25 protein-coding genes, 1 tRNA gene and 2 pseudogenes are annotated in these 25,763 nt (G+C 54.0%); 13 read left to right on the top strand and 15 right to left on the bottom strand.

Features of this window, described 5'->3' with window-relative positions; genetic code table 11:
• Positions 1-37 precede the first annotated feature (37 nt).
• From MUU46_RS19435 to MUU46_RS19415, 5 genes are all read left to right on the top strand, one after another.
• Complete coding sequence (locus tag MUU46_RS19435; RefSeq protein ID WP_258966395.1) at positions 38-1,060, top strand: ABC transporter permease; 1,023 nt, start codon at positions 38-40, stop codon at positions 1,058-1,060.
• The gene (ddpC, locus tag MUU46_RS19430; RefSeq protein ID WP_159761325.1) at positions 1,057-1,950 is read left to right on the top strand and encodes a D,D-dipeptide ABC transporter permease; all 894 of its coding nucleotides are present in this window, start codon (positions 1,057-1,059) and stop codon (positions 1,948-1,950) included. Before MUU46_RS19435 ends, ddpC begins: the two co-directional genes overlap by 4 nt.
• A complete protein-coding gene (locus MUU46_RS19425; protein ID WP_258966821.1) occupies positions 1,950-2,936 on the top strand; it encodes an ABC transporter ATP-binding protein in 987 nt (328 codons plus the stop codon). The genes ddpC and MUU46_RS19425 overlap by 1 nt, the downstream gene beginning before the upstream one ends.
• Positions 2,929-3,885 carry an ABC transporter ATP-binding protein gene (locus MUU46_RS19420; RefSeq protein WP_258966394.1) on the top strand — a complete coding sequence of 319 codons (957 nt, stop codon included), beginning with the start codon at positions 2,929-2,931 and terminating at the stop codon, positions 3,883-3,885. Before MUU46_RS19425 ends, MUU46_RS19420 begins: the two co-directional genes overlap by 8 nt.
• Before the next feature lie 136 nt (positions 3,886-4,021).
• Positions 4,022-4,109 (top strand) — tRNA-Ser (locus MUU46_RS19415).
• 149 nt (positions 4,110-4,258) lie between these two features.
• On the opposite strand, the gene phoH is transcribed toward MUU46_RS19415, so the two are convergent.
• The 4 genes from phoH to efeU all read right to left on the bottom strand — a co-directional run bounded on the left by phoH (position 4,259) and on the right by efeU (position 8,991).
• Positions 4,259-5,047 (bottom strand): phosphate starvation-inducible protein PhoH, encoded by a 789-nt coding sequence (phoH, locus tag MUU46_RS19410; RefSeq protein ID WP_168713829.1) that lies wholly within the window; start codon positions 5,045-5,047, stop codon positions 4,259-4,261.
• A 638-nt stretch (positions 5,048-5,685) separates the two neighbouring features.
• A complete protein-coding gene (efeB, locus tag MUU46_RS19405; RefSeq protein WP_159761301.1) occupies positions 5,686-6,969 on the bottom strand; it encodes an iron uptake transporter deferrochelatase/peroxidase subunit in 1,284 nt (427 codons plus the stop codon).
• A 6-nt stretch (positions 6,970-6,975) separates the two neighbouring features.
• Positions 6,976-8,103 (bottom strand): iron uptake system protein EfeO, encoded by a 1,128-nt coding sequence (efeO, locus tag MUU46_RS19400; RefSeq protein WP_159761299.1) that lies wholly within the window; start codon positions 8,101-8,103, stop codon positions 6,976-6,978.
• 57 nt (positions 8,104-8,160) lie between these two features.
• Positions 8,161-8,991, bottom strand: a complete 831-nt coding sequence (gene efeU, locus MUU46_RS19395) for an iron uptake transporter permease EfeU (protein WP_159761297.1) — start codon at positions 8,989-8,991, stop codon at positions 8,161-8,163.
• Positions 8,992-9,242: 251 nt separating this feature from the next.
• Between efeU and MUU46_RS19390 the strand changes: the two genes are divergently transcribed.
• A complete protein-coding gene (locus tag MUU46_RS19390) occupies positions 9,243-10,427 on the top strand; it encodes a NupC/NupG family nucleoside CNT transporter (protein WP_159761295.1) in 1,185 nt (394 codons plus the stop codon).
• Between the two features lie 80 nt (positions 10,428-10,507).
• Here the strand turns inward: MUU46_RS19390 and MUU46_RS19385 are convergent, their stop codons facing one another.
• A complete protein-coding gene (locus tag MUU46_RS19385; protein ID WP_258966393.1) occupies positions 10,508-10,936 on the bottom strand; it encodes a DUF3574 domain-containing protein in 429 nt (142 codons plus the stop codon).
• A gap of 102 nt (positions 10,937-11,038) precedes the next feature.
• Positions 11,039-12,547: a sodium/proline symporter PutP gene (gene putP, locus MUU46_RS19380; protein WP_258966392.1), complete on the bottom strand. Its 1,509-nt coding sequence runs from the start codon at positions 12,545-12,547 to the stop codon at positions 11,039-11,041.
• 398 nt (positions 12,548-12,945) lie between these two features.
• On the opposite strand from putP, the gene putA reads away from it, so the two are divergent.
• Together putA and MUU46_RS19370 are read left to right on the top strand one after the other, a co-directional pair.
• Positions 12,946-16,908, top strand: coding sequence for a trifunctional transcriptional regulator/proline dehydrogenase/L-glutamate gamma-semialdehyde dehydrogenase (putA, locus tag MUU46_RS19375; RefSeq protein ID WP_159761289.1), 3,963 nt, complete (start codon positions 12,946-12,948; stop codon positions 16,906-16,908).
• A gap of 138 nt (positions 16,909-17,046) precedes the next feature.
• A complete protein-coding gene (locus MUU46_RS19370) occupies positions 17,047-17,439 on the top strand; it encodes a lysozyme inhibitor LprI family protein (protein ID WP_159761287.1) in 393 nt (130 codons plus the stop codon).
• Here the strand turns inward: MUU46_RS19370 and rutR are convergent.
• The 6 genes from rutR to MUU46_RS19340 all read right to left on the bottom strand — a co-directional run bounded on the left by rutR (position 17,436) and on the right by MUU46_RS19340 (position 20,860).
• Positions 17,436-18,074 (bottom strand): HTH-type transcriptional regulator RutR, encoded by a 639-nt coding sequence (gene rutR, locus MUU46_RS19365; RefSeq protein ID WP_159761285.1) that lies wholly within the window; start codon positions 18,072-18,074, stop codon positions 17,436-17,438. The genes MUU46_RS19370 and rutR overlap by 4 nt on opposite strands.
• A 10-nt stretch (positions 18,075-18,084) precedes the next feature.
• Complete coding sequence (locus MUU46_RS19360) at positions 18,085-19,017, bottom strand: DMT family transporter (RefSeq protein ID WP_159761283.1); 933 nt, start codon at positions 19,015-19,017, stop codon at positions 18,085-18,087.
• Between the two features lie 144 nt (positions 19,018-19,161).
• Positions 19,162-19,338 (bottom strand): con-10 family general stress protein, encoded by a 177-nt coding sequence (locus MUU46_RS19355; RefSeq protein ID WP_015964929.1) that lies wholly within the window; start codon positions 19,336-19,338, stop codon positions 19,162-19,164.
• A 327-nt stretch (positions 19,339-19,665) separates the two neighbouring features.
• Entirely contained in the window at positions 19,666-19,938 is a 273-nt protein-coding gene (locus tag MUU46_RS19350) for a hypothetical protein (protein ID WP_159761281.1), read from the bottom strand.
• A gap of 80 nt (positions 19,939-20,018) precedes the next feature.
• Positions 20,019-20,327 (bottom strand): YadA C-terminal domain-containing protein, encoded by a 309-nt coding sequence (locus MUU46_RS19345; RefSeq protein ID WP_258966391.1) that lies wholly within the window; start codon positions 20,325-20,327, stop codon positions 20,019-20,021.
• Positions 20,294-20,860: a hypothetical protein gene (locus MUU46_RS19340; RefSeq protein ID WP_258966390.1), complete on the bottom strand. Its 567-nt coding sequence runs from the start codon at positions 20,858-20,860 to the stop codon at positions 20,294-20,296. The genes MUU46_RS19345 and MUU46_RS19340 overlap by 34 nt, the downstream gene beginning before the upstream one ends.
• A gap of 430 nt (positions 20,861-21,290) precedes the next feature.
• Between MUU46_RS19340 and wrbA the strand changes: the two genes are divergently transcribed.
• Together wrbA and MUU46_RS19330 are read left to right on the top strand one after the other, a co-directional pair.
• On the top strand, positions 21,291-21,896 hold the full coding sequence (gene wrbA / locus MUU46_RS19335) for an NAD(P)H:quinone oxidoreductase (protein WP_159761279.1): 606 nt from the start codon (positions 21,291-21,293) through the stop codon (positions 21,894-21,896).
• Positions 21,897-21,917: 21 nt separating this feature from the next.
• Entirely contained in the window at positions 21,918-22,145 is a 228-nt protein-coding gene (locus MUU46_RS19330) for a YccJ family protein (RefSeq protein WP_159761277.1), read from the top strand.
• Positions 22,146-22,180: 35 nt separating this feature from the next.
• Here the strand turns inward: MUU46_RS19330 and agp are convergent, their stop codons facing one another.
• Positions 22,181-23,422, bottom strand: coding sequence for a bifunctional glucose-1-phosphatase/inositol phosphatase (gene agp, locus MUU46_RS19325; RefSeq protein WP_258966389.1), 1,242 nt, complete (start codon positions 23,420-23,422; stop codon positions 22,181-22,183).
• A 180-nt stretch (positions 23,423-23,602) separates the two neighbouring features.
• On the opposite strand from agp, the pseudogene MUU46_RS19320 reads away from it, so the two are divergent.
• A pseudogene (locus tag MUU46_RS19320) lies at positions 23,603-23,878 on the top strand (SDR family NAD(P)-dependent oxidoreductase); the annotation flags it as partial.
• On the opposite strand, the gene MUU46_RS19315 reads toward MUU46_RS19320, so the two are convergent.
• Entirely contained in the window at positions 23,811-24,038 is a 228-nt protein-coding gene (locus MUU46_RS19315; RefSeq protein ID WP_159761273.1) for a hypothetical protein, read from the bottom strand. The pseudogene MUU46_RS19320 and the gene MUU46_RS19315 overlap by 68 nt on opposite strands.
• Positions 24,039-24,331: 293 nt before the next feature.
• Between MUU46_RS19315 and MUU46_RS19310 the strand changes: the two genes are divergently transcribed.
• Entirely contained in the window at positions 24,332-24,520 is a 189-nt protein-coding gene (locus MUU46_RS19310) for a YegP family protein (protein WP_110509847.1), read from the top strand.
• 59 nt (positions 24,521-24,579) lie between these two features.
• On the opposite strand, the gene MUU46_RS19305 is transcribed toward MUU46_RS19310, so the two are convergent.
• Positions 24,580-25,026: a KPN_00521 family repetitive protein gene (locus MUU46_RS19305; protein WP_159761271.1), complete on the bottom strand. Its 447-nt coding sequence runs from the start codon at positions 25,024-25,026 to the stop codon at positions 24,580-24,582.
• Positions 25,027-25,403: 377 nt separating this feature from the next.
• Between MUU46_RS19305 and MUU46_RS19300 the strand changes: the two are divergent.
• Positions 25,404-25,637: pseudogene (locus tag MUU46_RS19300) on the top strand (fimbrial protein); the annotation flags it as partial.
• Between the last annotated feature and the right edge of the window lie 126 nt (positions 25,638-25,763).

The raw sequence follows: 25,763 nt of genomic DNA, 5'->3' as shown, positions 1-25,763 counted from the left end.
CGATGCCAGGCCTCCGGGCCTGGCAGAGGGCGTCAATATGAGTTTCTGGAGTTTACTACGCCAGCGCTGCTGGGGACTGGTTCTGGTCGTCGTCGGGGTTTGTGTGATCACCTTTATTATTTCACACCTGATCCCCGGTGACCCGGCGCGACTGCTGGCCGGTGAGCGCGCCAGCGATGAGATTGTGCAGCACATCCGTCATCAACTTGGGCTGGATCTGCCGCTGTGGCAGCAATTTGCCCATTATGTCAACGCCCTGGCCCACGGCGATTTGGGCACCTCTATCCGTACCGGTCGCCCGGTGCTGGAAGATTTGCGGGCCTTTTTCCCTGCAACCCTTGAGTTGGCAATCTGTGCCTTGTTTATTGCGTTGATTGTCGGTGTACCGCTGGGGGTGCTGTCGGCGGTTTATCGCAATCGCTGGACCGATCATCTGGTGCGACTGATGGCGCTGACCGGAATTTCCACCCCAGCATTCTGGCTGGGACTCGGGGTTATCGTGCTGTTTTACGGCAAGCTCAACCTGCTACCGGGTAGCGGACGACTTGATGACTGGCTTGACCCACCTGCCCGTATCACCGGTTTCTATCTTATTGATTCCTTGCTGGCCGGCGACATGGAGGTGTTCTTCAACGCACTCCAGCATCTGATATTGCCTGCATTAACCCTGGCCTTTGTCCACGTCGGTATTGTCGCCCGCCAGATTCGCTCCGCGATGCTGGAGCAACTGAGCGAAGATTATGTCCGCACCGCGCTGGCAAGCGGCTTGAGCAAATTCACCATCGTGGTGCGCTACGCCCTGCCGAATGCGCTGATCCCTTCCGTCACGGTACTGGGGCTGGCACTCGGTGATCTCCTGTACGGCGCAGTACTCACCGAAACGGTGTTCTCCTGGCCTGGGATGGGGGCTTACGTGGTGACCTCTATTCAGTCCCTCGATTTCCCGGCGGTGATGGGCTTCGCCATCGTGGTGTCGTTTGCTTACGTGCTGGTGAATCTGGCCGTTGATTTATTGTATTTGTGGATTGATCCGCGCGTCGGTAGGGGAGAAAAACAATGATGATGACTCAACAACCACCGCTAGCGGTGGTGAAAAGGAACCCCACGCTTATCTGGAAACGCCGCCTGTGGCTGTTACGTAAAAGTCCGTTGACCCTTATTGGCGGCGGGATCATGGTGCTGGTGTTGCTGATGATGATCTTCTCGCCCTGGCTGGTCCCGCACGATCCGAATGCCATCGATTTGTCCGCCCGCTTGCAAGCCCCTTCTCTCGTCCATTGGTTTGGGACCGATGAAGTTGGACGGGACCTGTTCAGCCGGGTGCTGATTGGTAGCCAGCAATCAGTGGCCGCCGGACTGGCGGTGGTGCTTATCGCCGGGATCAGTGGTTCGCTGCTGGGCTGCCTTTCCGGCGTGCTCGGCGGGCGCAGCGATGCCCTTATTATGCGGCTGATGGACATTATGTTGTCGATTCCCTCACTGGTGCTGACTATGGCGCTGGCGGCGGCACTCGGCCCCAGCCTGTTTAACGCAATGCTGGCCATCGCCATTGTGCGCATTCCGTTTTATGTACGCCTGGCGCGCGGCCAGACGCTGGTGGTTCGTCAACACACCTTTGTGGAGGCATCCGTCACCTTTGGTGCCTCCCGCTGGCATTTGATCAGCTGGCATATTTTGCGTAATGCCCTGCCCCCTCTGGTCGTTCAGGCCTCTCTGGATATCGGCAGCGCCATCCTGATGGCCGCAACGCTGGGGTTTATCGGCCTGGGAGCGCAACAACCGACGGCAGAATGGGGGGCGATGGTCGCTAATGGGCGTAACTATGTGCTTGATCAGTGGTGGTATTGCGCCTTTCCTGGCGCAGCCATTCTGATTACCGCAGTGGGCTTTAATCTGTTTGGCGACGGAATTCAGGACCTGCTGGATCCGAAATCAGGAGGGCGTCAATGATGAGCGAACGGGTATTAAGCATTCAAGACCTGTGTTTAAGCTTCCCGCTCTATCAAAGCGAGGCGCATGTACTGAACGCGGTCTCTCTGCACGTTAACCGGGGAGAAATCGTCGGTGTGGTGGGTGAGTCCGGATCTGGCAAATCAGTGACGGCAATGGTCGCGATGCGCCTGATCCCGCCCGATAGTTACCATATAAACAGCGGCAGCGTGAACCTGCTGGGTACCGACATGCTGACTGCGCCGGAGAAAACCTTGCGAACGCTACGTGGCAGTCGGGTGGCGATGATCTTTCAGGAGCCGATGACCGCCCTCAATCCTACACGTCGCATTGGCAAGCAGATGGTCGATGTGATCCGTCAGCATCGCCGCTTATCCGTCCGCGAAGCCCGCGCACGTGCCGCCACGCTGTTAACGGATATGCAAATAGCCGATCCGTTACAGGTGATGGACCGCTACCCTTTTGAGCTTTCCGGCGGTATGCGTCAGCGGGTGATGATTGCTCTCGCTTTCTCCTGCGACCCGGACCTGTTGATTGCCGATGAACCGACTACCGCGCTGGATGTCACGGTCCAACGCCAGGTGCTGCGGCTGCTGAAACAAAAAGCGAAAGCCACAGGCACCGCCGTCCTGTTTATTAGCCATGATATGGCGATCATCGCCCAGCTATGTGACCGTTTGTATGTGATGTACGCCGGATCGGTAATCGAAAGCGGGGATACTCACAGCCTGTTGAACCATCCACAACATCCTTACACCCTCGGTTTGTTGAACAGCGCGCCAGAATTCCGCGAACCTCGTTCAACGCTTCCTTCTATTCCTGGAACGGTGCCCAACCTGGCAAACTTACCGGCAGGTTGTGTCTTCCGTGAGCGCTGTTTCGCCGCGGGGGAAGCCTGTGGCAACGTGCCCCCTTTACGCCCGCTGGATGACGGCAGTCGGGCCATCGCCTGCTGGTATCCACAACAGGAGAACGCGCATGTCTGACTGCCTGCTCGAACTGACCAATGTTCACCTTGCCTTCCCGTCCCGGAGAAACTGGCTCGGTAAGGTGACCGAGTATGTTCATGCGCTCAATGGCCTCGATTTAACGGTACGACGCGGCGAAACGCTGGGTATTGTGGGGGAATCTGGCTGCGGCAAAAGCACCCTGGCAAAACTGTTGATGGGAATGTTGACGCCGGGCACAGGCCAGCTCGATCGCTCCCGCTTACCGGCAGACAGACCCGGGGGTGGAATGCAAATGGTGTTTCAGGATCCGCTCTCCTCACTCGATCCACGCCTGCCGGTCTGGCGCATCATTACGGAGCCGGTATGGATTGCATCGCGCTCCAGTGAAAAGGTTCGCCGGGCGCTGGCAGAACAACTGGCGCAACAGGTCGGGGTTCGGCCAGAATATCTTGACCGCCCACCGCACGCCTTTTCCGGCGGACAGCGACAGCGAATCGCTATCGCCCGCGCGCTATCTGCTCAGCCCGATATTATGGTACTCGACGAGCCCACCTCTGCACTGGATATTTCAGTACAGGCGCAAATCCTGAATCTATTGGTGGCCTTGCAGCGACAGCAAAATCTGACCTACATTCTCATTTCGCATAACGTCTCGGTGGTACGCCATATGAGCGACCGTGTGGCGGTGATGTATCTCGGCCAGGTGGTGGAAATGGGGGATACCCAACACGTTCTGGAAGCCCCGGCACACCCCTATACCCGCTTGTTGATGGAGTCGGTACCGCGCCTTGACACTCCATTGGGTGAAGCCCCAAAAAATACCGAACTGCCCGGTAACCGTCACCTCCCGACTGGCTGCTATTTTCGCGATCGCTGCCCATGGGCAGAAAGTGGCTGTAGCGCTCCACAGCCATTGCGCACTCTTCCTGGTAATCAGGCTACTCGCTGCTGGAAAGCGGAAAAAGTGATAGCGACAGGAAGGTAAATGAAGCTGAATCGTACAGCGGTGTTCATTGCTTAACCGAATACGTCAAAAGCCAGAAATTATCCTTGACCGTTTTCATCCAACTCCCTATAGTAGCGCCCCGTTGCCCCCGAGAGGTAAGGCAGCGATACAATATGGTGAGGTGTCCGAGTGGCTGAAGGAGCACGCCTGGAAAGTGTGTATACGGCAACGTATCGAGGGTTCGAACCCCTCTCTCACCGCCATATTTTAAGAAGAGCTCGCATGAAAATGCGGGCTTTTTTTTCGTCTATGACCCGTAGGCCTAATAAGCGCTACACCAGCAGGCAACAATAGCCTACCTCAGAAACAGCAAAGCCCGCATTTCGCGGGCTTTATCTTCGGCAAATCAGACTCAGTTGTAGGCGTGTAATGTTCGTTGGCAGAGCGCGGACCGCACGCAGTCGTCTTTATTAAAGCGAACGATACCGACCATATCGTCCTCTTCAAAACGTGCCAGCGCATCGCTCAATCCGGACACTACACCCCGTGGTAAGTCACACTGGGTGATGTCGCCGTTAACGATAACCGTCACGTTTTCCCCGAGGCGCGTCAGGAACATCTTCATTTGCGCCGCGGTTACGTTCTGGGCCTCGTCCAGAATAACAACCGCGTTTTCAAATGTACGTCCGCGCATATAGGCGAACGGCGCGATCTCTACCTTGCCGATTTCCGGGCGCAGGCAGTATTGCATGAAGGACGCCCCCAGTCTTCTGACCAAAACGTCATAGACCGGGCGGAAATACGGGGCGAACTTCTCGGATATATCCCCGGGTAAGAAGCCAAGATCTTCATCGGCCTGCAGAACCGGACGGGTGACGATTATCCTGTCCACATCCTTATGAACAAGGGCCTCTGCCGCTTTCGCTGCGCTGATCCAGGTCTTCCCACACCCTGCCTCGCCGGTGGCGAAAATCAGCTGTTTACTCTCGATAGCATTCAGGTAGTGCGCCTGAGCTTCATTGCGAGCTTCAATTGGAGAATGATCACGGCTGTCTCTTGCCATGCCAATTGCTTCTACGCCACTCATCTGCACAAGCGAGGTGACCGATTCTTCTTCACGTTGTTTATGACTGCGTGAATCCCGTCTCAGCACACGTTTTGCTTCACGACGAGCTTTGATCACTGCTTTTTGTCTTCCCATGGATAGCACCTTGAGTTGTTGGTCAACATTACACGTGTCCGTTTCGACACGATTATGCGCACTAACGTCTGAGGTTTGGCTTCCTTTTAAGCCATTGCTTGCCGGTTGATCGGACGTGATGACGCGACTACGCGCACCGCGCATCACATCGGGTGATTCATGAGTTGTTGTCGAAGAGGGAAATTCAGTGGTGAAGAAATCGCTGCCGGAGGTGAGGCCTCCGCGCTGTTTGGTGCAGTTATTTTTACTTTTATGTCCAGAACAGGACCTTACCATCCGCGATCTCCTAAGTGGCTACTTTCACTCACTGCCGGAAACTACCGCTGTTGTAATAATTACATCATGAATTAGCATAAATGCAACATATTTTTTACCTACAGGCAACCATGCTATCTCCACCAGCAGAGAGAGTCTCTGACAAAACAATGACAGAAAGATGTCAGTCTTCATTTAAGGCGTAGAAAAAGCGAGATTATTGCGCCGGAGTTGTCCCTGCGGATGACGAGGGTGTCGAAATTTTCTGGCGTAAAAATTCAATAAAGGCCTTAAAGCGAATTCTGTCGCTGTTCTCTTTAGAGCACATGAAAAAAAAGGTTCATGCCAGACATGAACCTTTTTTTTCAGCAACCGAGAGCAACTCAGGCTTCAAGTAAGCCTTGTGCAAGGTAATCAGTACGCGCTTTTACTCCCGGCAGAACAAAGAAATACCCGCCGCCAATCGGCTTAATATACTCTTCCAGCGCCTCGCCGTTGAGCCGCTTCTGCACGGTAAGGAATCCTTTCTCCAGGTCGTGCTGATAGCAAACGAACAGTAAGCCCATTTCTAGTTGGCCGGAGTGGGTCACGCCGAGCGAATAACTGTATCCGCGTCGCATCATCAGGTTGGATTCAGTTTCCGGCGTGCGCGGGTTGGCCAGACGAATATGGCTGTCTAGTGCAATCACATCGCCGTTCGGATCGTTGGCGTAGTCCGGCACATCGTGCTCGAGCTGCATTCCCAACGGCGCACCTGAATGCTTATCGCGCCCGAAAATAGTCTGTTGCTCTTTCAGCGGCGTACGATCCCAGAACTCCACGTGGAACTGAATGATGCGCACCGCCTGGTAAGAACCGCCGGTAGCCCACGCGGGTTCACCCTGCCCGTCCGTCACCCAGATGATGTTATCCATCAGCTTCGCGTCGTGGCTGTCCGGGTTCGCGGTGCCATCTTTAAAGCCCAATAGATTCACCGGCGTCTCTTTACCTTTACTGCGCGCGGCGTGATCAGAGATAAAACCTTCCCGCTTCCAGCGCACGCTCAGTAAATCCGGCGAATGCTTGATGATGTCACGCAGGGCATGAATAACGGTGTCCTGGGTGTTAGCGCAGATTTGCAGCAGCAGATCCCCATGACACAGAGCCGCATCCAGTGAATCGTTGGGGAAACGCGTCATGCGCTGCAGTTTTTTCGGTGTATGCGCCGCCAGCCCGTAGCGCTCGTCAAACAGCGACTGACCAACGGAAACGGTAATAGTCAGGTTATCCGGCGCGATATACGCCCCGAGGATCCCGGAATCCATCGGCGGCAGCCGCGGATTCGGCGTATCGGGCGCGGGCCCACCGGTGGTGAGGAAAGTTATCCTGTCGGTCAGTAATTTGAACAGCCGTGTCAGGTCAGCTTTATCGCTCGCCAGCACGTCAAACGCCACCAGCATCATCGATGCCTGCTGAGGAGTCAGCACGCCCGCCTGATGCAGTCCGTGGAACGGCTGGGTTTCCATTCGCGCATCCGGAGACAGCGTCCCCGGCGCACTTTGCGGTTTCGCCGCATGGGCGACCGGACAACCCCCGGTCAACGCCAGCGCGCCTCCCAGCGCGCCGATATTTTTCAGTAAGCGACGACGTGACGGCTCGGTCACGTCGTGCGGTTTGCTCTGAGTCATAACGCTTTAGTCCAGTCCGAGGATCCCACGCAGCTGCGCTAAATCTTCTGCCAGCGTCGTTACCGGCCCTTTCAGCGCATTGCGGTCAGCGTCAGTCAACTTATCGTAAGTCTCGTAGCCGTCTTTGGTTTTGTACTTCGCCAGAATGGTGTCGACTTTCTTGAAGTTGGCATCCACTTTGGCCAGCAGCGCGCTGTTTTCTTTCTGCAGCTGAGGACGCAGCAAGTCGACAATTTTCTGGGCGCCGTCGACGTTAGCCTGGAAATCCCACAGATCGGTATGGCTGTAACGATCTTCTTCACCGCTTATTTTACTGGCCGCGACTTCTTCAATCAGACCGGCAGCACCGCCTACCACTTTTGACGGTGGGAAGGCCAGTTCGCTGATGCGTTTCTGCAGTTCCTGCACGTCGCTGTTCAGCTGAGTGGCGTAGTGATCCATGCCTTTGGTGGAGTTGTCAGCAAATAGCGCTTTTTCCAGGCGGTGGAAGCCGGTGAATTTCGGGTCTTCCGCTTTCTTCTCGTAATCGTCTTCACGGGCATCGATGCTGCCGTCGAGATCAGAGAACAGTTCAGCAATCGGTTCGATGCGCTCGTAGTATTGACGGGTCGGAGCGTACAGCGCTTTGGCTTTCTCGATATCGCCCGCTTTCACCGCGTCGGTGAAGGCCTGAGTCCCTTTCACCAGCTCTGCAGTTTGTGCCGTCACGTAGGTTTTATAGTCGGCAATCGCATCGCCCAGGCTCAGCACAGCGTTGGCTTTCGCCGCGTCCGCAGTGGCTTCACCTTTAACAATCAACAGGCCTTTCGGGTTAGTCAGCAGGCCACAGGTCATTTCATAACGGCCCGGCTGCAGATTGGCGGTCATTTTTTGGGTGAAACCTGGCGCAATGTTTTCACGCTCTTCCACCACCATCACCCCTTTGAGGATTTCCCACTCCAGTGCTTTTTGGCTGTGGTTCTGGATGATGAACTGGGTTTTACCAGAGTTAACGGTAATGTTCATCGGTTCACACTGTTTGTCGGTGACCGTAACCTTAACCTGCGGAATATCGGCGGCCTGCGCAGAGAACGCAGAAGATAACAACGCAGCGATACCCAGCTGCAGCGCACTACGGCGGAAATTAATCGTCATGACCCATCCCTTTCAATAAGTATGTTGTAACTATTAGTCAATCATTGCTGTCGCTGATTACACCGTACGAGAAGGACTCGTGGAGGCCCGCGGCGGCATGGAAAACAGCACCAGTGCCGGGATCAGATAGATAAAGTACACCGCAACTTCGCTGACACTTGGCGTTTCCTGGTAGCCGAAAATACCTTCCAGCAGGGTGCCAAACAGCGTGTGGGTAGAAAGTGTGGTACTGAAATCAAACGCCACGTCCTGGAAGTGATTCCACAGCCCCGCCTCATGGAAGGCCCGAATCGCCCCGGCGGCAAGCCCTGCGGCCACCAGTAAAATAAACAGGCTGGTCCATTTGAAGAACGCGCCGAGATTCAGGCGAATGCCGCCCCAGTAAATCAGAAAACCAAGGACCACCGCGGTCGCCAGGCCGAGCATTGCACCTAGCGGCGGCCAGATGCCAAGATCCTGCTGGAATGCGGCCAGCAGGAAGAATACCGATTCCAGCCCTTCACGCGCCACGGCGAAAAAGACCATCAGGATCAGCGCCCAACCGTGGTTATTGCCCTTTTGCAGCGCATTATCCACCGCGTCTTCCAGCTGTTTCTTCACGTTGCGCGACACTTTGCGCATCCAGAACACCATCCAGGTCAGGATGAACACCGCAATAACCGCCACGATGCCTTCGAACATTTCCTGCTCTTTCTGCGGAAACTCGCCGGTTGTTTCGTTGATGAAAATGCCGAGTCCCAGGCACAGCGCGGCGGCGAGAAACACGCCAATCCACATGACGCCAATCCAGCGTCCTCGCTGCGTGCGTTTAAGGTAGCTTGCTATCAGGCTGACAATCAGCGCCGCTTCCAGCCCTTCGCGTAACATAATGAGAAATGGAACAAACATGCCTGACACCCTTCAGTGTGAACCGCAGTCAATCGATGCAAAGTTTCGTAAATATGAGTGATAGTGATTATCATTACGACAGAAAGAAACACAAGCAAAATGTGCGGATAATGATGTCAGGTTGTAAAAGATTGCGAGCGTCATCGTTATCGTGCGAAGCAATTTGTCTAAGCTTATTAACAGGTAATCGTTTACCCTGCCGCTGCGCTGTGGCTAAATATGCCTCCCGTTTACCTGCAAACAAAAATGAAATGGCTAATATTCTTCACTTCCTGCTGGCGCTGGTGGTCATCCTCGCGCTCGCCTGGCTGGTCAGTTTTGACCGCAAAACCATACGTATTCGTTATATTGCACAGCTCATTATTATCGAGATCGCGCTGGCATTCTTTTTCCTGCACGCCGAAAGCGGTTTAGTTCTCATTAAATCGGTTTCAGGGGTATTTGAATCGCTGCTGAAATTCTCCGCAGAAGGTAGCAATTTCGTCTTCGGCGGCATGAGCGATAAAGGCCTGGCGTTTATCTTCTTAGGCGTGCTGTGCCCGATTATCTTTATTTCCGCGCTGATTGGCATTCTGCAACATTGGCGTATTCTGCCGATTTTTATTCGCGTCATCGGCACCCTGTTGTCGAAAGTAAATGGCATGGGCAAGCTGGAATCGTTTAACGCCGTCAGTTCAATTATCCTGGGTCAGTCGGAAAACTTCATTGCTTACAAAGGGGTGCTGTCTGATCTCTCCTCTCGCCGCCTGTTCACCATGGCCGCTACCGCAATGTCGACGGTGTCGCTGTCGATTGTCGGCGCATACATGACCATGCTCGACGCGAAATATGTCGTTGCGGCGCTGATCCTCAATATGTTCAGCACCTTCATTATCCTGTCGGTGATTAACCCGACGCGTCCGGATGCCGAAGCGGAGATTAAACTCGAGAAAATGCATGAGTCGCAGAGTTTCTTTGAGATGCTCGGGGAATATATTCTCGCCGGCTTTAAAGTGGCGATGATTATTCTGGCAATGCTGATTGGTTTTATTGCGCTGATAAGCGCGGTGAACGCCCTATTCTCGACAGTGTTTGGCCTGAGCTTCCAACAGATCCTCGGTTACGTTTTCTATCCACTGGCATGGCTGATTGGCATTCCACTGAGCGATGCACTGAACGCGGGCAGCATCATGGCGACCAAATTGGTGGCGAATGAGTTTGTGGCGATGATTGAGCTGCAAAAGATTGCCGCACAGATGACGCCCCGCGGGCTGGGCATTCTGTCAGTGTTCCTGGTGTCATTCGCTAACTTTGCTTCTATCGGCATTGTGGCGGGCGCGATTAAAGGACTGAACGAGAAGCAGGGAAATGCGGTTTCACGCTTTGGTCTACGCCTGGTGTACGGCGCGACACTGGTGAGTTTGCTGTCGGCGAGTTTTGCGGGGTTGTTCCTGTAAACGTCTAAATGCCCAGCGACGCTACGCTTGCGCGGGGCTATAACATAACAACGGCGGAGTTTATTCCCGCCGTTTTTTTATCAGAACTGGACGCACACCGGGTTATCGACCCGCATCACCGATTCCTGGGCAAAGCGTGATTTGTAAACGTTACGCAGCGCTTCAATATTGCTTTCGCTCTGCGCATCTATACCGTGGACAAGCATCAACGCTTTGCTCTGCTCACGGGCCACTTTGCCGTCGTTACCAAGCCATTGACCGCGTGCATCAAGCACCGTCAGCCCATCGCGGAAGCGCGGCGTGACGTCATTATCCACAAACTGCTGCCATTCCTGGGGCGTGATATCTTTCCCCGCCGGACGACTCAAGCCGAAATAGAGCGTGGTTTGCTGCATCTGGTTATCCGCTTTGCAGCTTTGCGTGTCTGCGACGGATTTTTGCGATGGAGCCGTACAACCGCTGAGCACGAATGCCAAAGCGATGGCGGCATACCCCATTTTTAGTGTCATTGCCTGCTATCCTCATTGTTTTTTTAGCCGCAAGATATCAGCGCATTTTCAGGTGATTAGCAAGAAAAAAGCCCGCATTTTAGCGGGCTTTAGCAAGAATGATTATTCGGCCTGTAACCGGGACGGCGGCGCAGAGTGATAATGCGCGTCCGCTTCGGCAAAGCGTTTCTGCATTGAGACAGATGGCGCTTTACCCAGCAGGCTAAAGACCACAATCCCGATACTGGCAAACACGAAGCCCGGGATAATTTCATACAGACCCAGCCAGCCGAACTGCTTCCAGACGATAACCGTGACCGCACCAATGATCATCCCTGCCAGGGCGCCGTTACGCGTCATGCGGGACCACAGCACTGAGAACAGCACCACCGGACCGAAGGCTGCACCAAAACCGGCCCAGGCGTAGCTCACCAGACCGAGCACGCGGTTTTCAGGGTTTGCGGCCAGCGCAATCGCCACCAGCGCCACGGCCAGAACCATAAAACGACCGACCCACACCAGCTCTTTTTGGCTCGCGCCTTTACGCAGGAACGCTTTGTACAAATCTTCGGTAATCGCGCTAGAACACACCAGCAGCTGACAGCTCAGCGTCGACATGACTGCCGCCAGAATGGCAGAAAGCAAAATACCGGCAATCCACGGGTTGAACAGGATTTGCGCCAGCTCGATAAACACGCGCTCAGCGTTCTGGTTTACCGCACCTGCCAGGTCAGCGTGGGTGTTGAAGAAGGCGATACCAAAGAAGCCTACGCCCACCGCGCCCATCAGGCACAAGATCATCCACGTCATACTGATGCGACGCGCATGAACGATACTGTGATGAGAGTCCGCTGCCATGAAACGAGCCAGGATGTGCGGCTGTCCGAAGTAGCCCAGGCCCCAGCCCAGCAGGGAAATGATGGCCACGAAGTTCAGACCCTTGAGCATATCGATATTTTCAATGCTCTTTTGCTTAATCACTTCCAGCGAGTCGCCGAAACCGCCGACGGTGATAATCACAATCACCGGAGTCAGGATCAGCGCGAAAATCATCAGGCTCGCCTGCACGGTGTCGGTCCAGCTCACGGCCAGGAAGCCGCCGATGAATGTGTAGAGGATGGTTGCCGCCGCACCGGCCCACAGCGCAGTTTCATAGCTCATGCCGAAAGTGCTTTCGAACAGACGCGCCCCCGCCACAATGCCGGATGCACAGTAGATGGTGAAGAACAACAGAATGACCAACGCGGAGATAATGCGCAGCAAGCGGCTTTTATCTTCGAAACGACCGGTGAAATAGTCCGGCAGCGTCAGTGCGTTATTGTTCACTTCGGTGTGAACGCGCAGGCGTCCGGCTACCAGTTTCCAGTTAATCCATGCGCCAAGGCACAGACCAATGGCAATCCAGCTTTCAGAGATACCGGAAATGAAAATGGCACCCGGCAAGCCCATCAGCAGCCAGCCGCTCATGTCGGATGCCCCCGCCGATAATGCGGTGACAAATGGACCCAGGCTACGCCCGCCCAAAATATAGTCATCAAAGTTTTTGGTATTACGCCAAGCGGTAAACCCAATCAGGATCATACCAAATATATAAATTAGAAACGTCACCACCATAGGTGTGCTAGTAGCCATCAAAAAATTCTCCAGAATAACTCTTTTTATCCCTATTACCGGAACGAAGTAATGGGCTCTTTGTTACGGCCGGAGCGTATCCTGCCGTATGCTGAATTTATTCACAAACGATTTAACACTGCATTTACAGATAAAACATCCCGTCAACAGGATCAATTTCCTATAGGTTGCACTCGCTCACGCTTTTCGCGGTTGCACCGTGAAAAAGTGTTAAGCGCCGCATAAAACCTGGCTTCTCTACAACAACTCCATGTCTTAATCAGTGTTAAAAAGATTTAACAGGTCATTGCTTTTCCTGATTGCTGGCGAAGTCACACTTAACACGGTTGCACAAAGTTGCAACATGATGGATATTTCTGTGCAACGAGAGCAGCAATTAATATTAAGGGAGTTTTTTTATGGCCAGCACCACCATGGGCGTAAAACTGGACGACGCCACGCGCGAACGAATTAAAAGCGCGGCAACACGCATTGACCGCACCCCACATTGGCTGATTAAACAGGCCATTTTTAATTATCTGGAAAAACTGGAAAACGACGAAGCGTTGCCGGAATTGCCTGCCCTGCTGTCAGGGGCGGCGAATGAAAGCGAGGAAGGCCTGGTGCAGACCGAAGAGTCGCCTCAGCCGTTCCTCGACTTTGCCGAGCAGATCCTGCCGCAATCGGTGACCCGTTCTGCGATTACCGCCGCCTGGCGTCGGGCTGAAACCGACGCGGTGCCAATGCTGCTGGAGCAGGCCCGTCTGCCACACAACATCGCGGAACAAGCGCATTCCCTCGCTTACCAGCTGGCCGAAAAACTGCGTAACCAGAAAACCGCCAGCGGACGAGCGGGCATGGTACAGAGCCTGTTGCAGGAATTTTCACTCTCCTCGCAGGAAGGTGTAGCGCTGATGTGTCTGGCGGAAGCGCTGCTGCGTATTCCGGACAAAGCCACTCGCGATGCGCTGATCCGCGACAAAATCAGCAACGGCAATTGGCACTCGCACATTGGCCGCAGCCCGTCACTGTTCGTCAACGCCGCCACCTGGGGCTTGCTGTTCACCGGTAAACTGGTGTCGACGCATAACGAAGCCAGCCTGTCGAGCTCCCTGAACCGTATTATCGGTAAGAGCGGCGAGCCGCTGATCCGCAAAGGCGTGGACATGGCGATGCGCCTGATGGGCGAACAGTTCGTTACCGGCGAAACTATTTCCGAAGCGCTGGCCAATGCCCGCAAGCTGGAAGATAAAGGCTTCCGCTACTCTTACGATATGCTCGGCGAAGCAGCGCTAACCGCCGCCGACGCGCAGGCTTACATGGTCTCCTATCAGCAGGCGATCCATTCGATTGGTAAAGCCTCTAACGGGCGCGGCATTTATGAAGGCCCGGGTATCTCAATTAAGCTGTCGGCATTGCACCCGCGCTACAGTCGCGCGCAGTTCGACCGCGTGATGGAAGAGCTGTACCCGCGTCTGAAATCCCTGACCCTGCTGGCGCGTCAGTATGATATCGGCATCAACATTGACGCCGAAGAAGCAGACCGGCTGGAGATCTCCCTCGATCTGTTGGAGAAACTCTGTTTCGAACCGGAACTGGCGGGCTGGAACGGCATCGGCTTTGTTATTCAGGCGTACCAGAAACGCTGCCCGGCAGTAATTGATTACCTGACTGACCTCGCCACCCGCAGCCGCCGTCGCCTGATGATTCGTCTGGTAAAAGGCGCGTATTGGGACAGCGAAATCAAACGCGCACAGATGGACGGCCTCGAAGGGTATCCGGTGTACACCCGCAAGGTGTATACCGACGTCTCCTACCTCGCCTGCGCCAAAAAACTGCTGGCGGTACCGAACCTGATTTATCCACAATTCGCCACCCACAACGCCCACACCCTGGCGGCGATTTACCAGCTGGCGGGCCAGAACTATTATCCGGGCCAGTATGAATTCCAGTGCCTGCATGGAATGGGTGAACCGTTGTACGAACAGGTCGTGGGCAAAGTGGCCGACGGAAAACTGAACCGTCCGTGCCGCATTTATGCTCCGGTAGGCACGCACGAAACGCTGCTGGCGTATCTGGTGCGTCGTCTGCTGGAGAACGGCGCGAATACCTCCTTCGTGAACCGAATCGCCGATACCACCCTGCCGCTGGATGAACTGGTGGCTGACCCGGTATCCGCCGTCGAGAAACTGGCGCAGCAGGAAGGCCAGGCCGGTCTGCCACATCCGAAGATCCCAATGCCGCGTGAGCTGTACGGCGAAGGACGCAATAACTCCGCCGGTCTGGATCTGGCCAACGAACACCGTCTGGCCTCTCTCTCCTCTTCACTGCTCAACAGCGCGCTGCAAAAATGGCGTGCCCTGCCGATACTGGAACAGGCGGTTGACGACGGCGATATGCAGCCAGTGATCAACCCGGCTGAGCCGAAAGATATCGTCGGCTATGTGCGTGATGCGTCCGAACGCGAAGTGGAGCAGGCCCTGACCAACGCGGTCAATAACGCACCTATCTGGTTCGCCACGCCGCCGCATGAACGTGCCGCCATTCTTGAACGCGCCGCCGTATTAATGGAAGGCCAGATGCAGCAGCTAATGGGCATTCTGGTACGCGAAGCGGGTAAAACCTTCAGTAACGCTATCGCCGAAGTGCGTGAAGCGGTGGATTTCCTGCATTACTACGCCGGACAGGTCCGGGATGATTTCGCCAACGAAACCCATCGCCCGCTTGGCCCGGTGGTCTGTATCAGCCCGTGGAACTTCCCGCTGGCCATCTTCACCGGACAAATCGCCGCGGCACTCGCCGCCGGAAACAGCGTGCTGGCGAAACCTGCAGAGCAGACGCCGCTGATTGCCGCTCAGGGCATCAATATCCTGCTGGAAGCCGGCGTACCGCCGGGTGTGGTGCAGCTTCTGCCGGGTCGCGGTGAAACCGTCGGGGCGCAGCTCACGTCTGACAACCGCGTGCGCGGGGTGATGTTTACCGGTTCCACCGACGTCGCCACGCTGTTACAGCGTAATATTGCCAGCCGCCTCGATCCCCAGGGCCGTCCGACACCGCTTATCGCTGAAACCGGCGGGATGAACGCGATGATCGTTGATTCCTCTGCGCTGACCGAGCAGGTAGTAATTGACGTTCTGGCCTCCGCGTTCGACAGCGCCGGACAGCGCTGCTCTGCCCTGCGCGTGCTGTGTTTGCAGGACGATATCGCCGACCACACCCTGACGATGCTGAAAGGTGCGATGGCAGAATGCAGAATGGGCAACCCTGGCCGCATGACCACGGATATTGGCCCGGTTATCGATACCGAAGCCAAAGGCAATATCGAGCGCCATATCCAGACCCTGCGCAGCAAAGGGCGCCCGGTGTTCCAGGCCGCGCGCGATAACAGTGAAGACCGCCGCGAATGGGCCACCGGTACCTTCGTGCCGCCGACGCTGATTGAACTGGAAAGTTTCGATGAGCTGCAAAAAGAAGTGTTCGGCCCGGTGCTGCACGTGGTGCGCTACAACCGCAGCAACCTTAATGCGCTGGTCGAGCAGATTAATGCCTCCGGCTACGGTTTGACCCTTGGGGTGCATACCCGCATCGACGAAACCATCGCCCAGGTCACCGGCAGCGCCAACGTCGGCAACCTGTACGTGAACCGTAATATGGTAGGCGCGGTCGTCGGCGTGCAGCCGTTCGGCGGCGAAGGTTTGTCCGGTACCGGTCCGAAAGCCGGCGGTCCAATGTACCTGTATCGCCTGCTCTCCAGCCGCCCGGAAGACGCGCTGTTAACCACGCTGAACCGTCAGGATGCCGAGCGTCCGGTGGATTCGCAGCTAAAAACACTGCTGGAACAACCGCTGATCGCCCTGCGCGAATGGGCTAACGGCCGTCCAGAACTGAGCACACTTTGTCAGCGTTACGGCGAACTGGCCCAGGCCGGGACCCAGCGGTTATTGCCAGGCCCAACCGGCGAACGCAATACCTGGACGCTGATGCCACGTGAACGCGTACTGTGTCTTGCAGATAATGAAGAAGACGCGCTGGTGCAGCTCGCGGGGGTAACAGCCGTCGGCAGTGAAATCCTGTGGCCGGATGAAAGTCTGCATCGTGGGCTGGCAAAACAGTTGCCGAAAGCGGTCAACGATCGTATTCGCTTCGCCAAACGCGAGCAGATTGTGAACGCGGATTTTGATGCGGTGATTTATCACGGTGATTCAGATCAGTTGCGTGAACTGTGCCAGCAGGTGGCGGCTCGCGATGGGGCGATTATCTCGGTACAGGGCTTTGCGCGTGGGGAAACCAATCTGCTGCTGGAGCGCCTGTACGTTGAACGCTCCCTGAGCGTCAACACTGCGGCGGCGGGCGGCAACGCCAGTCTGATGACAATCGGCTAAGCTTGTGATTAATGAGTGGCAACGCGCCCGGCGGTACAAGTCTGCCGGGCTTCAATCCACGCCCCAGTAGGCCCGGAAAGCATGCGCCACCGGGCAAAAGGCTTCGGAAACGGGCCTTTTTTCTTTGGAGATAACATCATGAAATTGAGCATTATCGCCGCTGCCGCCCTGCTGATGAGCACTTCCGCTTTGGCGGACAGCTGTGAATCCGCCACGTCCCAGGCGGGACTTAACGAGTGCGCCAGCAATGAATATAAAAAACAGGATGAGTTGCTCAATCAGACCTATAAAGAGGCGATGAAACTCGCCACCGCCGCGCAGAAAACTCAGCTCGTAACCGCGCAAAAAGCGTGGATCGCCTTTCGCGACGCTGACTGCGCATTTTTGACCTCCGGCGCTGACGGTGCCTCCGTCGCCCCAATGGTTCACGCGCAGTGCATGACCGACAAAACCCGCGAACGTACCGAACTGCTGAAAAGCACACTCACCTGTGAAGAAGGCGATGTGAGCTGCGTCTTCCCGCTGCGTTAACGCAGACGGATCCCTTCAATAATCATGCGCTGTACGTTTTCCACGGTTTGCTGGAAGAACGCCTCATCACGCAGTGTTTTACCGGTGACCGCCTCGACCTGAGTGGAGAAGTCCGCATAGTGCTGCGTGGCGGCCCAAATCATGAAGATCAGATGGTTCGGATCGATGGGCGCCAGCTTGCCCTCCGAGACCCAACCTGAAATGATCGCTGATTTTTCTGCCACAAGGGATTTCAAATCTCCGGTTAATTCCGCCATCAGCAGCGGCGCGCCCTGCAACATCTCAAGACAAAACAGGCGCGAGGCTTCCGGGTAATCTCGCGAGACTTCCAGCTTGAGGCGGATATACTCACCAATAGCCACCAGTGGCGTAAATTCTTCGCGAAATGCGCGCAGCGGCGCCAGCCAGATATCGAGGATATTGCGCATTACCGCCACGTACAGCACTTCTTTCGACGGATAGTAATAAAGCAGATTCGTTTTCGAGACGCCCGCCTGTTCCGCCACCTGTTCAAGACGCGAGCCGTGAATGCCGAACTGAGAAAAGGTGTTCAGCGCTGCCGTCAGAATGGCCTCTTTTTTAGCGCTCACCGCCAGACTACGTTTCCCGGTTTTTTTTACGGCTGCCTGAGCCATGACGCTCTCCTTATTCCTGCGCGGTACATTTGTTTTCGGCGTCATCCACAACCTGCGGTAACGCCTTTTTCTTTTTGAACTTCAGTTCGCTGACCAGAACGCCCGCGATGATGAACGCCGCACCAAGCAGAGCAAGCATTGGTAAGCGTTCACCCGCCATACGGCCAAAGATGCCCGCCCACACCGGTTCACCGGTATAAATCACCGTCGCACGCGTCGGGGAAACGCTGCGCTGGGCCCAGTTCATCACCACCTGAATAATGGCGCTGAAAATCCCTAAACCCAGGGCTACCACCAGCAGGCCCGGTGAAAATGACGGCACGGATTCTCCGGCGGGGATCATCATGGTGAAGGCGACCAGCGACGCGGTGGCCAGCTGCACGACGGTGACCCGGCGCACATCGACCTTCCCGGCCCAGGCGCTGATCAGAATAATTTCTGCGGCGATAGCCAGCGCCCCCGCGAGGGTAATGATTTCCCCGGCGCCAAGCGCCAGTAAGTTTCCGTCCGGCCCGGCAAGTAAAATCAGACCGATGAATGCCAGCATAACCCCGACGCAGGACATCAACCCCGGCATACGCCCGAGACACAGCCATTGCAATAACGGCACCAGCGGCACGTACATCGCGGTAATAAAGGCGGATTTGCTGCTGGAAATAGACTGTAAGCCCCAGGTTTGCAGGCTGTAGCCAAATGCGATAGCGATTCCAATCATCACGCCCGCTTTCAATTCAAGCCGCGTTAACCCACGCAGAGAGCGTAGTGAAAGCAGACCCACGGCGATAGCCGCGGTGGCGAAGCGCAGTCCGACAAAAAAGAACGGGTCGCTCATGGTGACGGCGTATTGCACCGCCAGAAACGTGCCACCCCAAAACATGGTGATGACAATCAGTAGCGCTTCCTGAGGCTTAACGGAAAATTGATAGCGAGAAAGAAAGGACATAGTACCGCCGGGATAACATTCAGCCCAACAGTGTGCAGATTACCGCGGACTGCTGCAACCAGCAGGCATAAAAAAACCGCCGGGAAAGCCCGGCGGCGGGGATTCGATGGGGCTCAGGTCGCCACATCGCACGGCGTCAGCCCACTAGCTATTGCGATTGCTGCCGTGGCTGTTTTTCCCCCCTTTTTTGCCAGCTTCAGAGGCACGCTGAGGATCGTTCTTGAAGTTACCCCCGCTGTGCTGGCCACCTTTACGACCTGCTTCTGATGCTCTATCACGGTCTTCGGCGAAATTACCCGAACCGCCACGATGGTTTGCCATTACGGACCTCCAATCAATTGTTCAGACATCATATTGCATTACGTGATGTGGAATATTCCACTGCGCGGTCACGGGCCAGAGGCCAGTTTATCGCCGCGTGGAACTAAGCTTAGTGGAAGCCTCTCATTCCTCCAGTAAACGGTAATATCTTGCAACATGCGCTCAGCGGAAAGTGTGGGTTTGCCGCTGCGCGACGCATAAGCGACTCTTATGGCTTATGAAAAAAACGCACAGGAAAGTGTGTCATTTTGCTACAGAGTCATTGCCGCTTGTATCACATCCAACCGACTGAATTAATGAATGTTTCCCGAATTAACTGGCCCAGCATCAACCGTGTAAATTGCCGACGTAAACGCCTTGCTTCATCAGCGCCACTTTTCCTGTTTTATAAACAATCACCTGGTACAAACCGGAACTGTAAACAGTGGCGTTGGATGTTTTCTCATCCAGCGCACACGGCTTGTCATCCAGATAGGCGAAATAGCCATTATCCATGTGGAAACTGACGCCATACCCTGTATAGCTGTACGACGTATTTGTTGCCGCCTGGCAGAACAACGAGGTTCCAGCCAGCAACAGACCTGACATAACAGACTTCATGCTCATCATCATTCACTCTCTTTATTTCCGTTCAGGACGGAATTTTATTTTTGTGGGGGCTTCGCCCCGATAGAAATGGATTACCAACCGATTGACACGCCTGCGCCATAGCCGACAGTTTGTTGGGTGTCGTCTGACACGGAGGCTTTAACGATCACGCTTTGCGAGACGCGCGCCGACATCCCTACTGCGACGGCATTTTCGCCTGCGTAGCCACCCACGCCAGCGCCAATGGAGAAAGTTTGCCCCTGAATCACCTGCGGAATATTGGCCTGCGCCATTGCCCCGGATATTCCCGCTGAAGCTTCTTTTTTATTTTCATCGACTTCAGATTTGAGGTTGCTGAAATTGTTATTCAGCTTATTAATTTGCCCGGTATTACTCTGCACCTGCGCTTGCGTAGCACGCACTTCGGAATGGTACGTTGAATCGCATCCTGATTGTGGGCAACGTCATCTTCTGTTTTCGCGATATCGTGATGGTTTTCTGCAATATCATTATGGTTCTGCGTAATACCTGCTGTGTTCTGCGCAATTTGTTGGTTATCTTGATCAAGCGTGGCTTTTAACGGCGCAATTTGATTATCCGTGTAGCTGTGCGTATCGGTGACAGACACAGTCGATGCGCTCGATGAGGTAAGACTGGCCATTGGCACGCTCTGGGTTGTGCGGCGTGGAATCGGATCTAATGTCAAATAATTGTTTGTCGCAGGATTCCACGGTTTATTGCTCGACAGATAATCATTGGCTTCCTGAAGGGTATTTTTTCTCATGACCTCATCATAAATCCAGGGTGCGTTTGTTTTAATATCAGGATGATCAGCAAAGTACTTATTGGCCGCATCAAGATCAGCACCCGTTAACGCATAGGCTGAAGGAACCAAAGCAGAGAAAAGCAAACAGGCAGGTATTGCGAATTTCATTAAATTACCATCAGATCAATATTTAAAGGTCGAGGGAATATCAGTACAAATATTCTTGAGCTGAAACCTGGAATGACACCTTACAAATAAAAATCCTTTTCCCCTGGTGATCTCCAGTGAAGCGGGAGTGATTTTAGAGGCACCGGAAAGTACAAAATTTGATTTAAGATAATTTTTCAAAATGTTTCACATGAGAAAAATTTGAGTTGTGAATAATTAAGAACAGTAACTGTTTATGATTGTTACAGCACGAATAGCTTAGACGGCAGGAGTTGTAAGAAAGATGTGAAACAGGGTTTCATTTGAAAAATCACCACCGCTTTGTTCACTGCCGCTTAAATCCCGACCGGGAGTTGACCAGACCCGGTATGTGACCAACACTTTCAGGAGTATCTTCCTTATACACAGTGTCATTACGGAGAATAAGGCTATGAGTGGAAACGCAAAAATTCTGGTTCTTTTTTATTCCATGTATGGACACATCGAAACAATGGCGCAGGCCATTGCGGACGGTGCGAACCAGGTGGATGGCGTTGATGTGACGGTGAAACGCGTGCCTGAAACGATGTCGGCGGAGGTATTCGCTAAATCGGGCGGCAAAACACATACCGCCCCGGTGGCGACACCGCAAGAACTGGCGGATTACGACGCCATCATTTTCGGTACACCAACCCGCTTCGGCAACATGGCCGGGCAAATGCGCACTTTCCTCGATCAAACCGGCGGCCTGTGGGCATCCGGCGCACTGTACGGCAAACTCGCCAGCGTCTTTAGCTCCACCGGCACCGGCGGCGGTCAGGAGCAAACCATTACCTCGACATGGACTACCCTCGCCCACCACGGCATGGTGATTGTGCCGATCGGCTATGGCGCGCAGGAATTATTTGATGTCTCTCAAGTTCGCGGCGGTACGCCGTATGGCGCAACCACGATTGCAGGCGGGGATGGTTCGCGCCAGCCCAGCCAGGAAGAACTGGCAATTGCCCGCTATCAGGGACAACACGTTGCCAATCTGGCGCGGAAATTGAAAAGCTAAACTTCTGTCAGGAGGAATACTATGTCAACACAGGAATCGAAAGCGCATCACGTAGGTGAATGGGCGAGCTTGCGGAACACCTCACCGGAAATCGCCGAGGCCATTTTCGAACTGGTTAAGTACGACGAAAAACTGGCTGAAAAAGTCTGGGAAGAAGGTAGCGATGAAGTGCTGGCGCTGGCCTTTAAGAAAACCGATAAAGACTCGCTGTTCTGGGGCGAACAAACCATCGAACGTAAAAATGTCTGAAACAGACTCCCCCGCCAGGCGGGGGAGAATACTGTTTACTTCGCCGCGTTATGCAGCACTTCATTGAACTTATCTACCGGGCAATATCCGTCTGCATCTATCGGACACCCTTTGAGCTCCAGCGTGACGCGCTGCGGTGGCGCCTGTAGCGTCAGCACATTCGCATTCCGCAGCTGCTGCGTACTCTGATACAGATATTCGATTTTCATCAGCTCGCGGTTTCCGGCCGCGTCACGCCAGCGTTCAAACACAATTTTGCCGCCGATGGGCGTGCGTTCGTACTGATCGTGGAGCGTATACGGTTTGAAATCCAGTGCCATTAGCAGCGAGGCGATATTCGAGTCATGCCCCACCAGCAGCGTCACCTTTGGGCCTTTTCCGGCGTTGATAACCAGCGTTTTATCGATGTATTTTACCAACGGCGCAGCCACATTGCGGGCCACTTCTGGCGAGGTAAACAGGCTGTCCTGATAGCCATTTTTCAGCTCTGATAGCACGCGCCACTGCTTGTCGGTTTTGATTTGTCCCCAGGCCACCTGATCGGCCGGGAAACCTTCGTAATACTGAAGGGTGAAAGCATCCACCAGCGAGTTACCCACTTTCAGCGGCCCGTCGACGCCGGGTTCTTTTTCAAACGGCGCGCTGAAGGTGTCTTTGCCGTCGGTCAGGGAGCACACTTTCTTTTCTTTGCAGGATGGGGAGTTTTTGTATTCAACGAGCGTTTCCAGCAGCTTGTAGCTTTCGCCGAGGTTCATCTTCTGCCGCTCTTCATCCATCGCCTTTACCGCCTGTTGGCTGAAGGCCACTGACGAGTCGGTAATAACGGGGTTAAACGTCGGGTCCATGGTGCCCATTTTGTCCTGATGATGAACAGGCACATCACAGCCCGGGAACGCACCGGTAATGAAGAACTGCGCGGTGGCGACGGTACGTTGCAGGCTGTTGGCGTAAGCATATACCGTATTCGGCGGCGGGCATTCACCGGTGGTCACCATCCCCTTTTCGGCCAACCATTCCCGCATGTAATGGCCCATATACACTTCGAGAACGCCACCTTTAGTCGTGAGCTGTCCGCCTGGCACATCCCACTCCGGCCATTTATTCGGCGTGGACTGTTCAAGAACGCTGCCATTATTGGCGAGCGGCGCACGCAAGTTGTGCCGGCTCATGATCAACACCTGCTGGAGCTGATAGCCCTCCGGCGTAGTTTCTGCCTGGGCCGCAAAGCCCGCCATCATCGAGCCGATAACCGCCACGGCCAGTACGCTTTTTCTCATCCCTTTGTCCTCATGCGTTAATGAACTGCAGTAAGTGTGACAGATTTATGACAACTTACCGGGAAGCGGGCCGCAAACTGGCGATTTTCTCTTCTGTTGTGACTAATGGTTTTATAATAAAACCAATGCCCTGTCGGCCGCGCGCTGGACATTATCGGCGCCTCTTCCAGCGGTTGATGCGGCACAATTATCAACATCGCTTCGGTCTTCGCCTTCCACGCCCGTAGTGGCAGCGCCGTTCACAGCGCGACCAAAGCCTGGATGGTCAACTTCACACGTGGACTACAGGAAGAATTTGCCAGCAGTAACGTATGCATTCAGGCGATATTGCCCACGGCGACGTCGACAGAAGCGTCGAATGAAAACAGGGTGGTATTCTGGTATTCCGTTATTCCGCAACAGGCAAGGCGGTCAGCGTGCAAATTGCCGTATGTTTCCCGCCACGTCGGTCAGTAATCGTCACCGTGTCTCCGGCTTTTTTACCTTCACACGGTTTTACCATCGTGTCGGTAAAATGCTGACGCATCTGTTGTTGGCTGGTTGACGCGGCTTGCACGGCTCCCGCCATCATCGCCCCCGCCAGCACCAGTAACGTTAGGGTCGTTGTCGATTTCATCTTTCTCTCCGAACTTGGCTCATTCTGGCGAACCTTAACATTCTGCTTTGCAGCTTACTGTAAATTCCATTTGCCGATTGTTACCTGGCCCGTGCTACATGTCCAAAACCTGAGTCCGAAATACCCTATGAAATCGACCGGTCCCGAGACGAATGGCATTTACGCATCAGATTGGAGGTCATGAAAACACGATTCAAAAAACTTTCCGCACTTAAAACCGTATTTCGCCCCCACCGCTGTCCTGGCGTTCTATGATTATAAAATCATTTGTGCACTCAACTGAGGAGAAGGCGATGGGCTATTTCGAAATCAAAAAATCCGATAAGGATACGAAAGAACCGTATTACTTTGTGCTAAAGGCCGGCAATCATGAGGTGATCGCCCGCAGCGAAATGTATTCCAGCAAGGCGGCGGCGCAAAAAGGCATTGCGTCAGTGCAGAAAAACGGTGCAAGCACCGACGTGCGTGATAAAACTGAGTAAGCCAAAAGCAAAAGCCCGCGATAAACGCGGGCTTTATTATTTATAACGGTTGAACCGTATTATTCAGAGACGCTTTTCTTCACGTCCTGAGCACCAGATTTGGTTTTATCCCATGCCTTGGTGCTGCCTTCTTTGGTGGCATCCCAGGCTTTCTGGCTGCCATCTTTAGTTTTATCCCAGGCTTTCTGACTACCTTCTTTGGTACCGTTCCAGGCTTTTTCAGAACCCTGTTTGGTTTTATCCCAGGCCTTTTCGCTGCCTTCTTTGGTATTGTTCCAGGCTTTCTGACCATCCTGCTTCATCGTGTCAGTGGTTGAGCCGTCGCTTTGCGCTTTGCTCATTTGTTCCTGAGTACGATGTTCGGTCTGATGCAGTTTTTCTTTAGCTGTGTCGGCGCCAGCGTGGGCGGACTGAACGGTCTCATCTGTTGCATGCTGCATTTCGCCCTGGGCCATGGCACCGGTAGCGACAAACAGAAGGGACAAAGCGATTGCTGTCTTTTTCATTTTAACTATTCCTTTTATCAGAGTCCGGCTATTACTCTATTTTTCAGGAACGATAACGACAAGGCGATAAATCCTAATTGATTCAAGGGTGGGGGCGACCCGAAACAAAAGTCAGTGCACGATACTGGACATTATCCTCTGATCCTGAGGCCTGCCTTCGAGCTGATATTTATCCCCAAGCGCATTCCACTGCTGACGTCGTGCATGTAGCGCCCTCCTCACTTAACCCTATCATTTTATAGCCAATTTTTTCGATGTTCATTTTAGTGAATTTATCATTTATGAATGATTGATTGTTATACATACATCATATGAATACATTGATGCCACACCTACTGTGGGTGTGTATATCAAACAGATCATTTTAAGGAAATTAAATGAAAAGACTGATCGCTCTCTCTATGTTGTCAGGGGCATTTATTACTGCACCTGCAACATTTGCCGCCACCGGTGAAGGGCAAGTTAATTTTACGGGCGAAATTCTGGATTCCGCCTGTGAGGTTGTCGATTCACTCGCCAGCCCATTAAGCGTCGATTTAGGTAAAGTGTCAAAAACGGTATTCACCGGTGTCGGTTCGACCACCTCGCCTACCAGCTTTAAACTGACACTTGGCTTTGTTGAATAAATCAGATTTGAGGCGAGTTTCCCCTGTAACAGCTCCGGCTCTCAGCCGATACGTACACTTTCTGGCATACCTGCCTTCGTCATTTTGTTCAGCGCACGCACCATGGCCAAA

It is taken from the genome of Scandinavium tedordense, from assembly GCF_024764965.1.
GTDB classification, from domain to species: domain Bacteria; phylum Pseudomonadota; class Gammaproteobacteria; order Enterobacterales; family Enterobacteriaceae; genus Scandinavium; species Scandinavium tedordense.
Note: the sequence above shows the minus strand (reverse complement) of the source record. Positions and strands in the feature narration are given on the sequence as shown.

Coding starts and splice junctions, on each gene's coding strand:
- MUU46_RS19435 (WP_258966395.1), top strand. CDS start 38: ATGAGTTTCTGGAGTTTACTACGCCAGCGCTGCTGGGGACTGGTTCTG.
- ddpC (WP_159761325.1), top strand. CDS start 1,057: ATGATGATGACTCAACAACCACCGCTAGCGGTGGTGAAAAGGAACCCC.
- MUU46_RS19425 (WP_258966821.1), top strand. CDS start 1,950: ATGAGCGAACGGGTATTAAGCATTCAAGACCTGTGTTTAAGCTTCCCG.
- MUU46_RS19420 (WP_258966394.1), top strand. CDS start 2,929: ATGTCTGACTGCCTGCTCGAACTGACCAATGTTCACCTTGCCTTCCCG.
- phoH (WP_168713829.1), bottom strand. CDS start 5,047: ATGGGAAGACAAAAAGCAGTGATCAAAGCTCGTCGTGAAGCAAAACGT.
- efeB (WP_159761301.1), bottom strand. CDS start 6,969: ATGACTCAGAGCAAACCGCACGACGTGACCGAGCCGTCACGTCGTCGC.
- efeO (WP_159761299.1), bottom strand. CDS start 8,103: ATGACGATTAATTTCCGCCGTAGTGCGCTGCAGCTGGGTATCGCTGCG.
- efeU (WP_159761297.1), bottom strand. CDS start 8,991: ATGTTTGTTCCATTTCTCATTATGTTACGCGAAGGGCTGGAAGCGGCG.
- MUU46_RS19390 (WP_159761295.1), top strand. CDS start 9,243: ATGGCTAATATTCTTCACTTCCTGCTGGCGCTGGTGGTCATCCTCGCG.
- MUU46_RS19385 (WP_258966393.1), bottom strand. CDS start 10,936: ATGACACTAAAAATGGGGTATGCCGCCATCGCTTTGGCATTCGTGCTC.
- putP (WP_258966392.1), bottom strand. CDS start 12,547: ATGGCTACTAGCACACCTATGGTGGTGACGTTTCTAATTTATATATTT.
- putA (WP_159761289.1), top strand. CDS start 12,946: ATGGCCAGCACCACCATGGGCGTAAAACTGGACGACGCCACGCGCGAA.
- MUU46_RS19370 (WP_159761287.1), top strand. CDS start 17,047: ATGAAATTGAGCATTATCGCCGCTGCCGCCCTGCTGATGAGCACTTCC.
- rutR (WP_159761285.1), bottom strand. CDS start 18,074: ATGGCTCAGGCAGCCGTAAAAAAAACCGGGAAACGTAGTCTGGCGGTG.
- MUU46_RS19360 (WP_159761283.1), bottom strand. CDS start 19,017: ATGTCCTTTCTTTCTCGCTATCAATTTTCCGTTAAGCCTCAGGAAGCG.
- MUU46_RS19355 (WP_015964929.1), bottom strand. CDS start 19,338: ATGGCAAACCATCGTGGCGGTTCGGGTAATTTCGCCGAAGACCGTGAT.
- MUU46_RS19350 (WP_159761281.1), bottom strand. CDS start 19,938: ATGAAGTCTGTTATGTCAGGTCTGTTGCTGGCTGGAACCTCGTTGTTC.
- MUU46_RS19340 (WP_258966390.1), bottom strand. CDS start 20,860: ATGAAATTCGCAATACCTGCCTGTTTGCTTTTCTCTGCTTTGGTTCCT.
- wrbA (WP_159761279.1), top strand. CDS start 21,291: ATGAGTGGAAACGCAAAAATTCTGGTTCTTTTTTATTCCATGTATGGA.
- MUU46_RS19330 (WP_159761277.1), top strand. CDS start 21,918: ATGTCAACACAGGAATCGAAAGCGCATCACGTAGGTGAATGGGCGAGC.
- agp (WP_258966389.1), bottom strand. CDS start 23,422: ATGAGAAAAAGCGTACTGGCCGTGGCGGTTATCGGCTCGATGATGGCG.
- MUU46_RS19315 (WP_159761273.1), bottom strand. CDS start 24,038: ATGAAATCGACAACGACCCTAACGTTACTGGTGCTGGCGGGGGCGATG.
- MUU46_RS19310 (WP_110509847.1), top strand. CDS start 24,332: ATGGGCTATTTCGAAATCAAAAAATCCGATAAGGATACGAAAGAACCG.
- MUU46_RS19305 (WP_159761271.1), bottom strand. CDS start 25,026: ATGAAAAAGACAGCAATCGCTTTGTCCCTTCTGTTTGTCGCTACCGGT.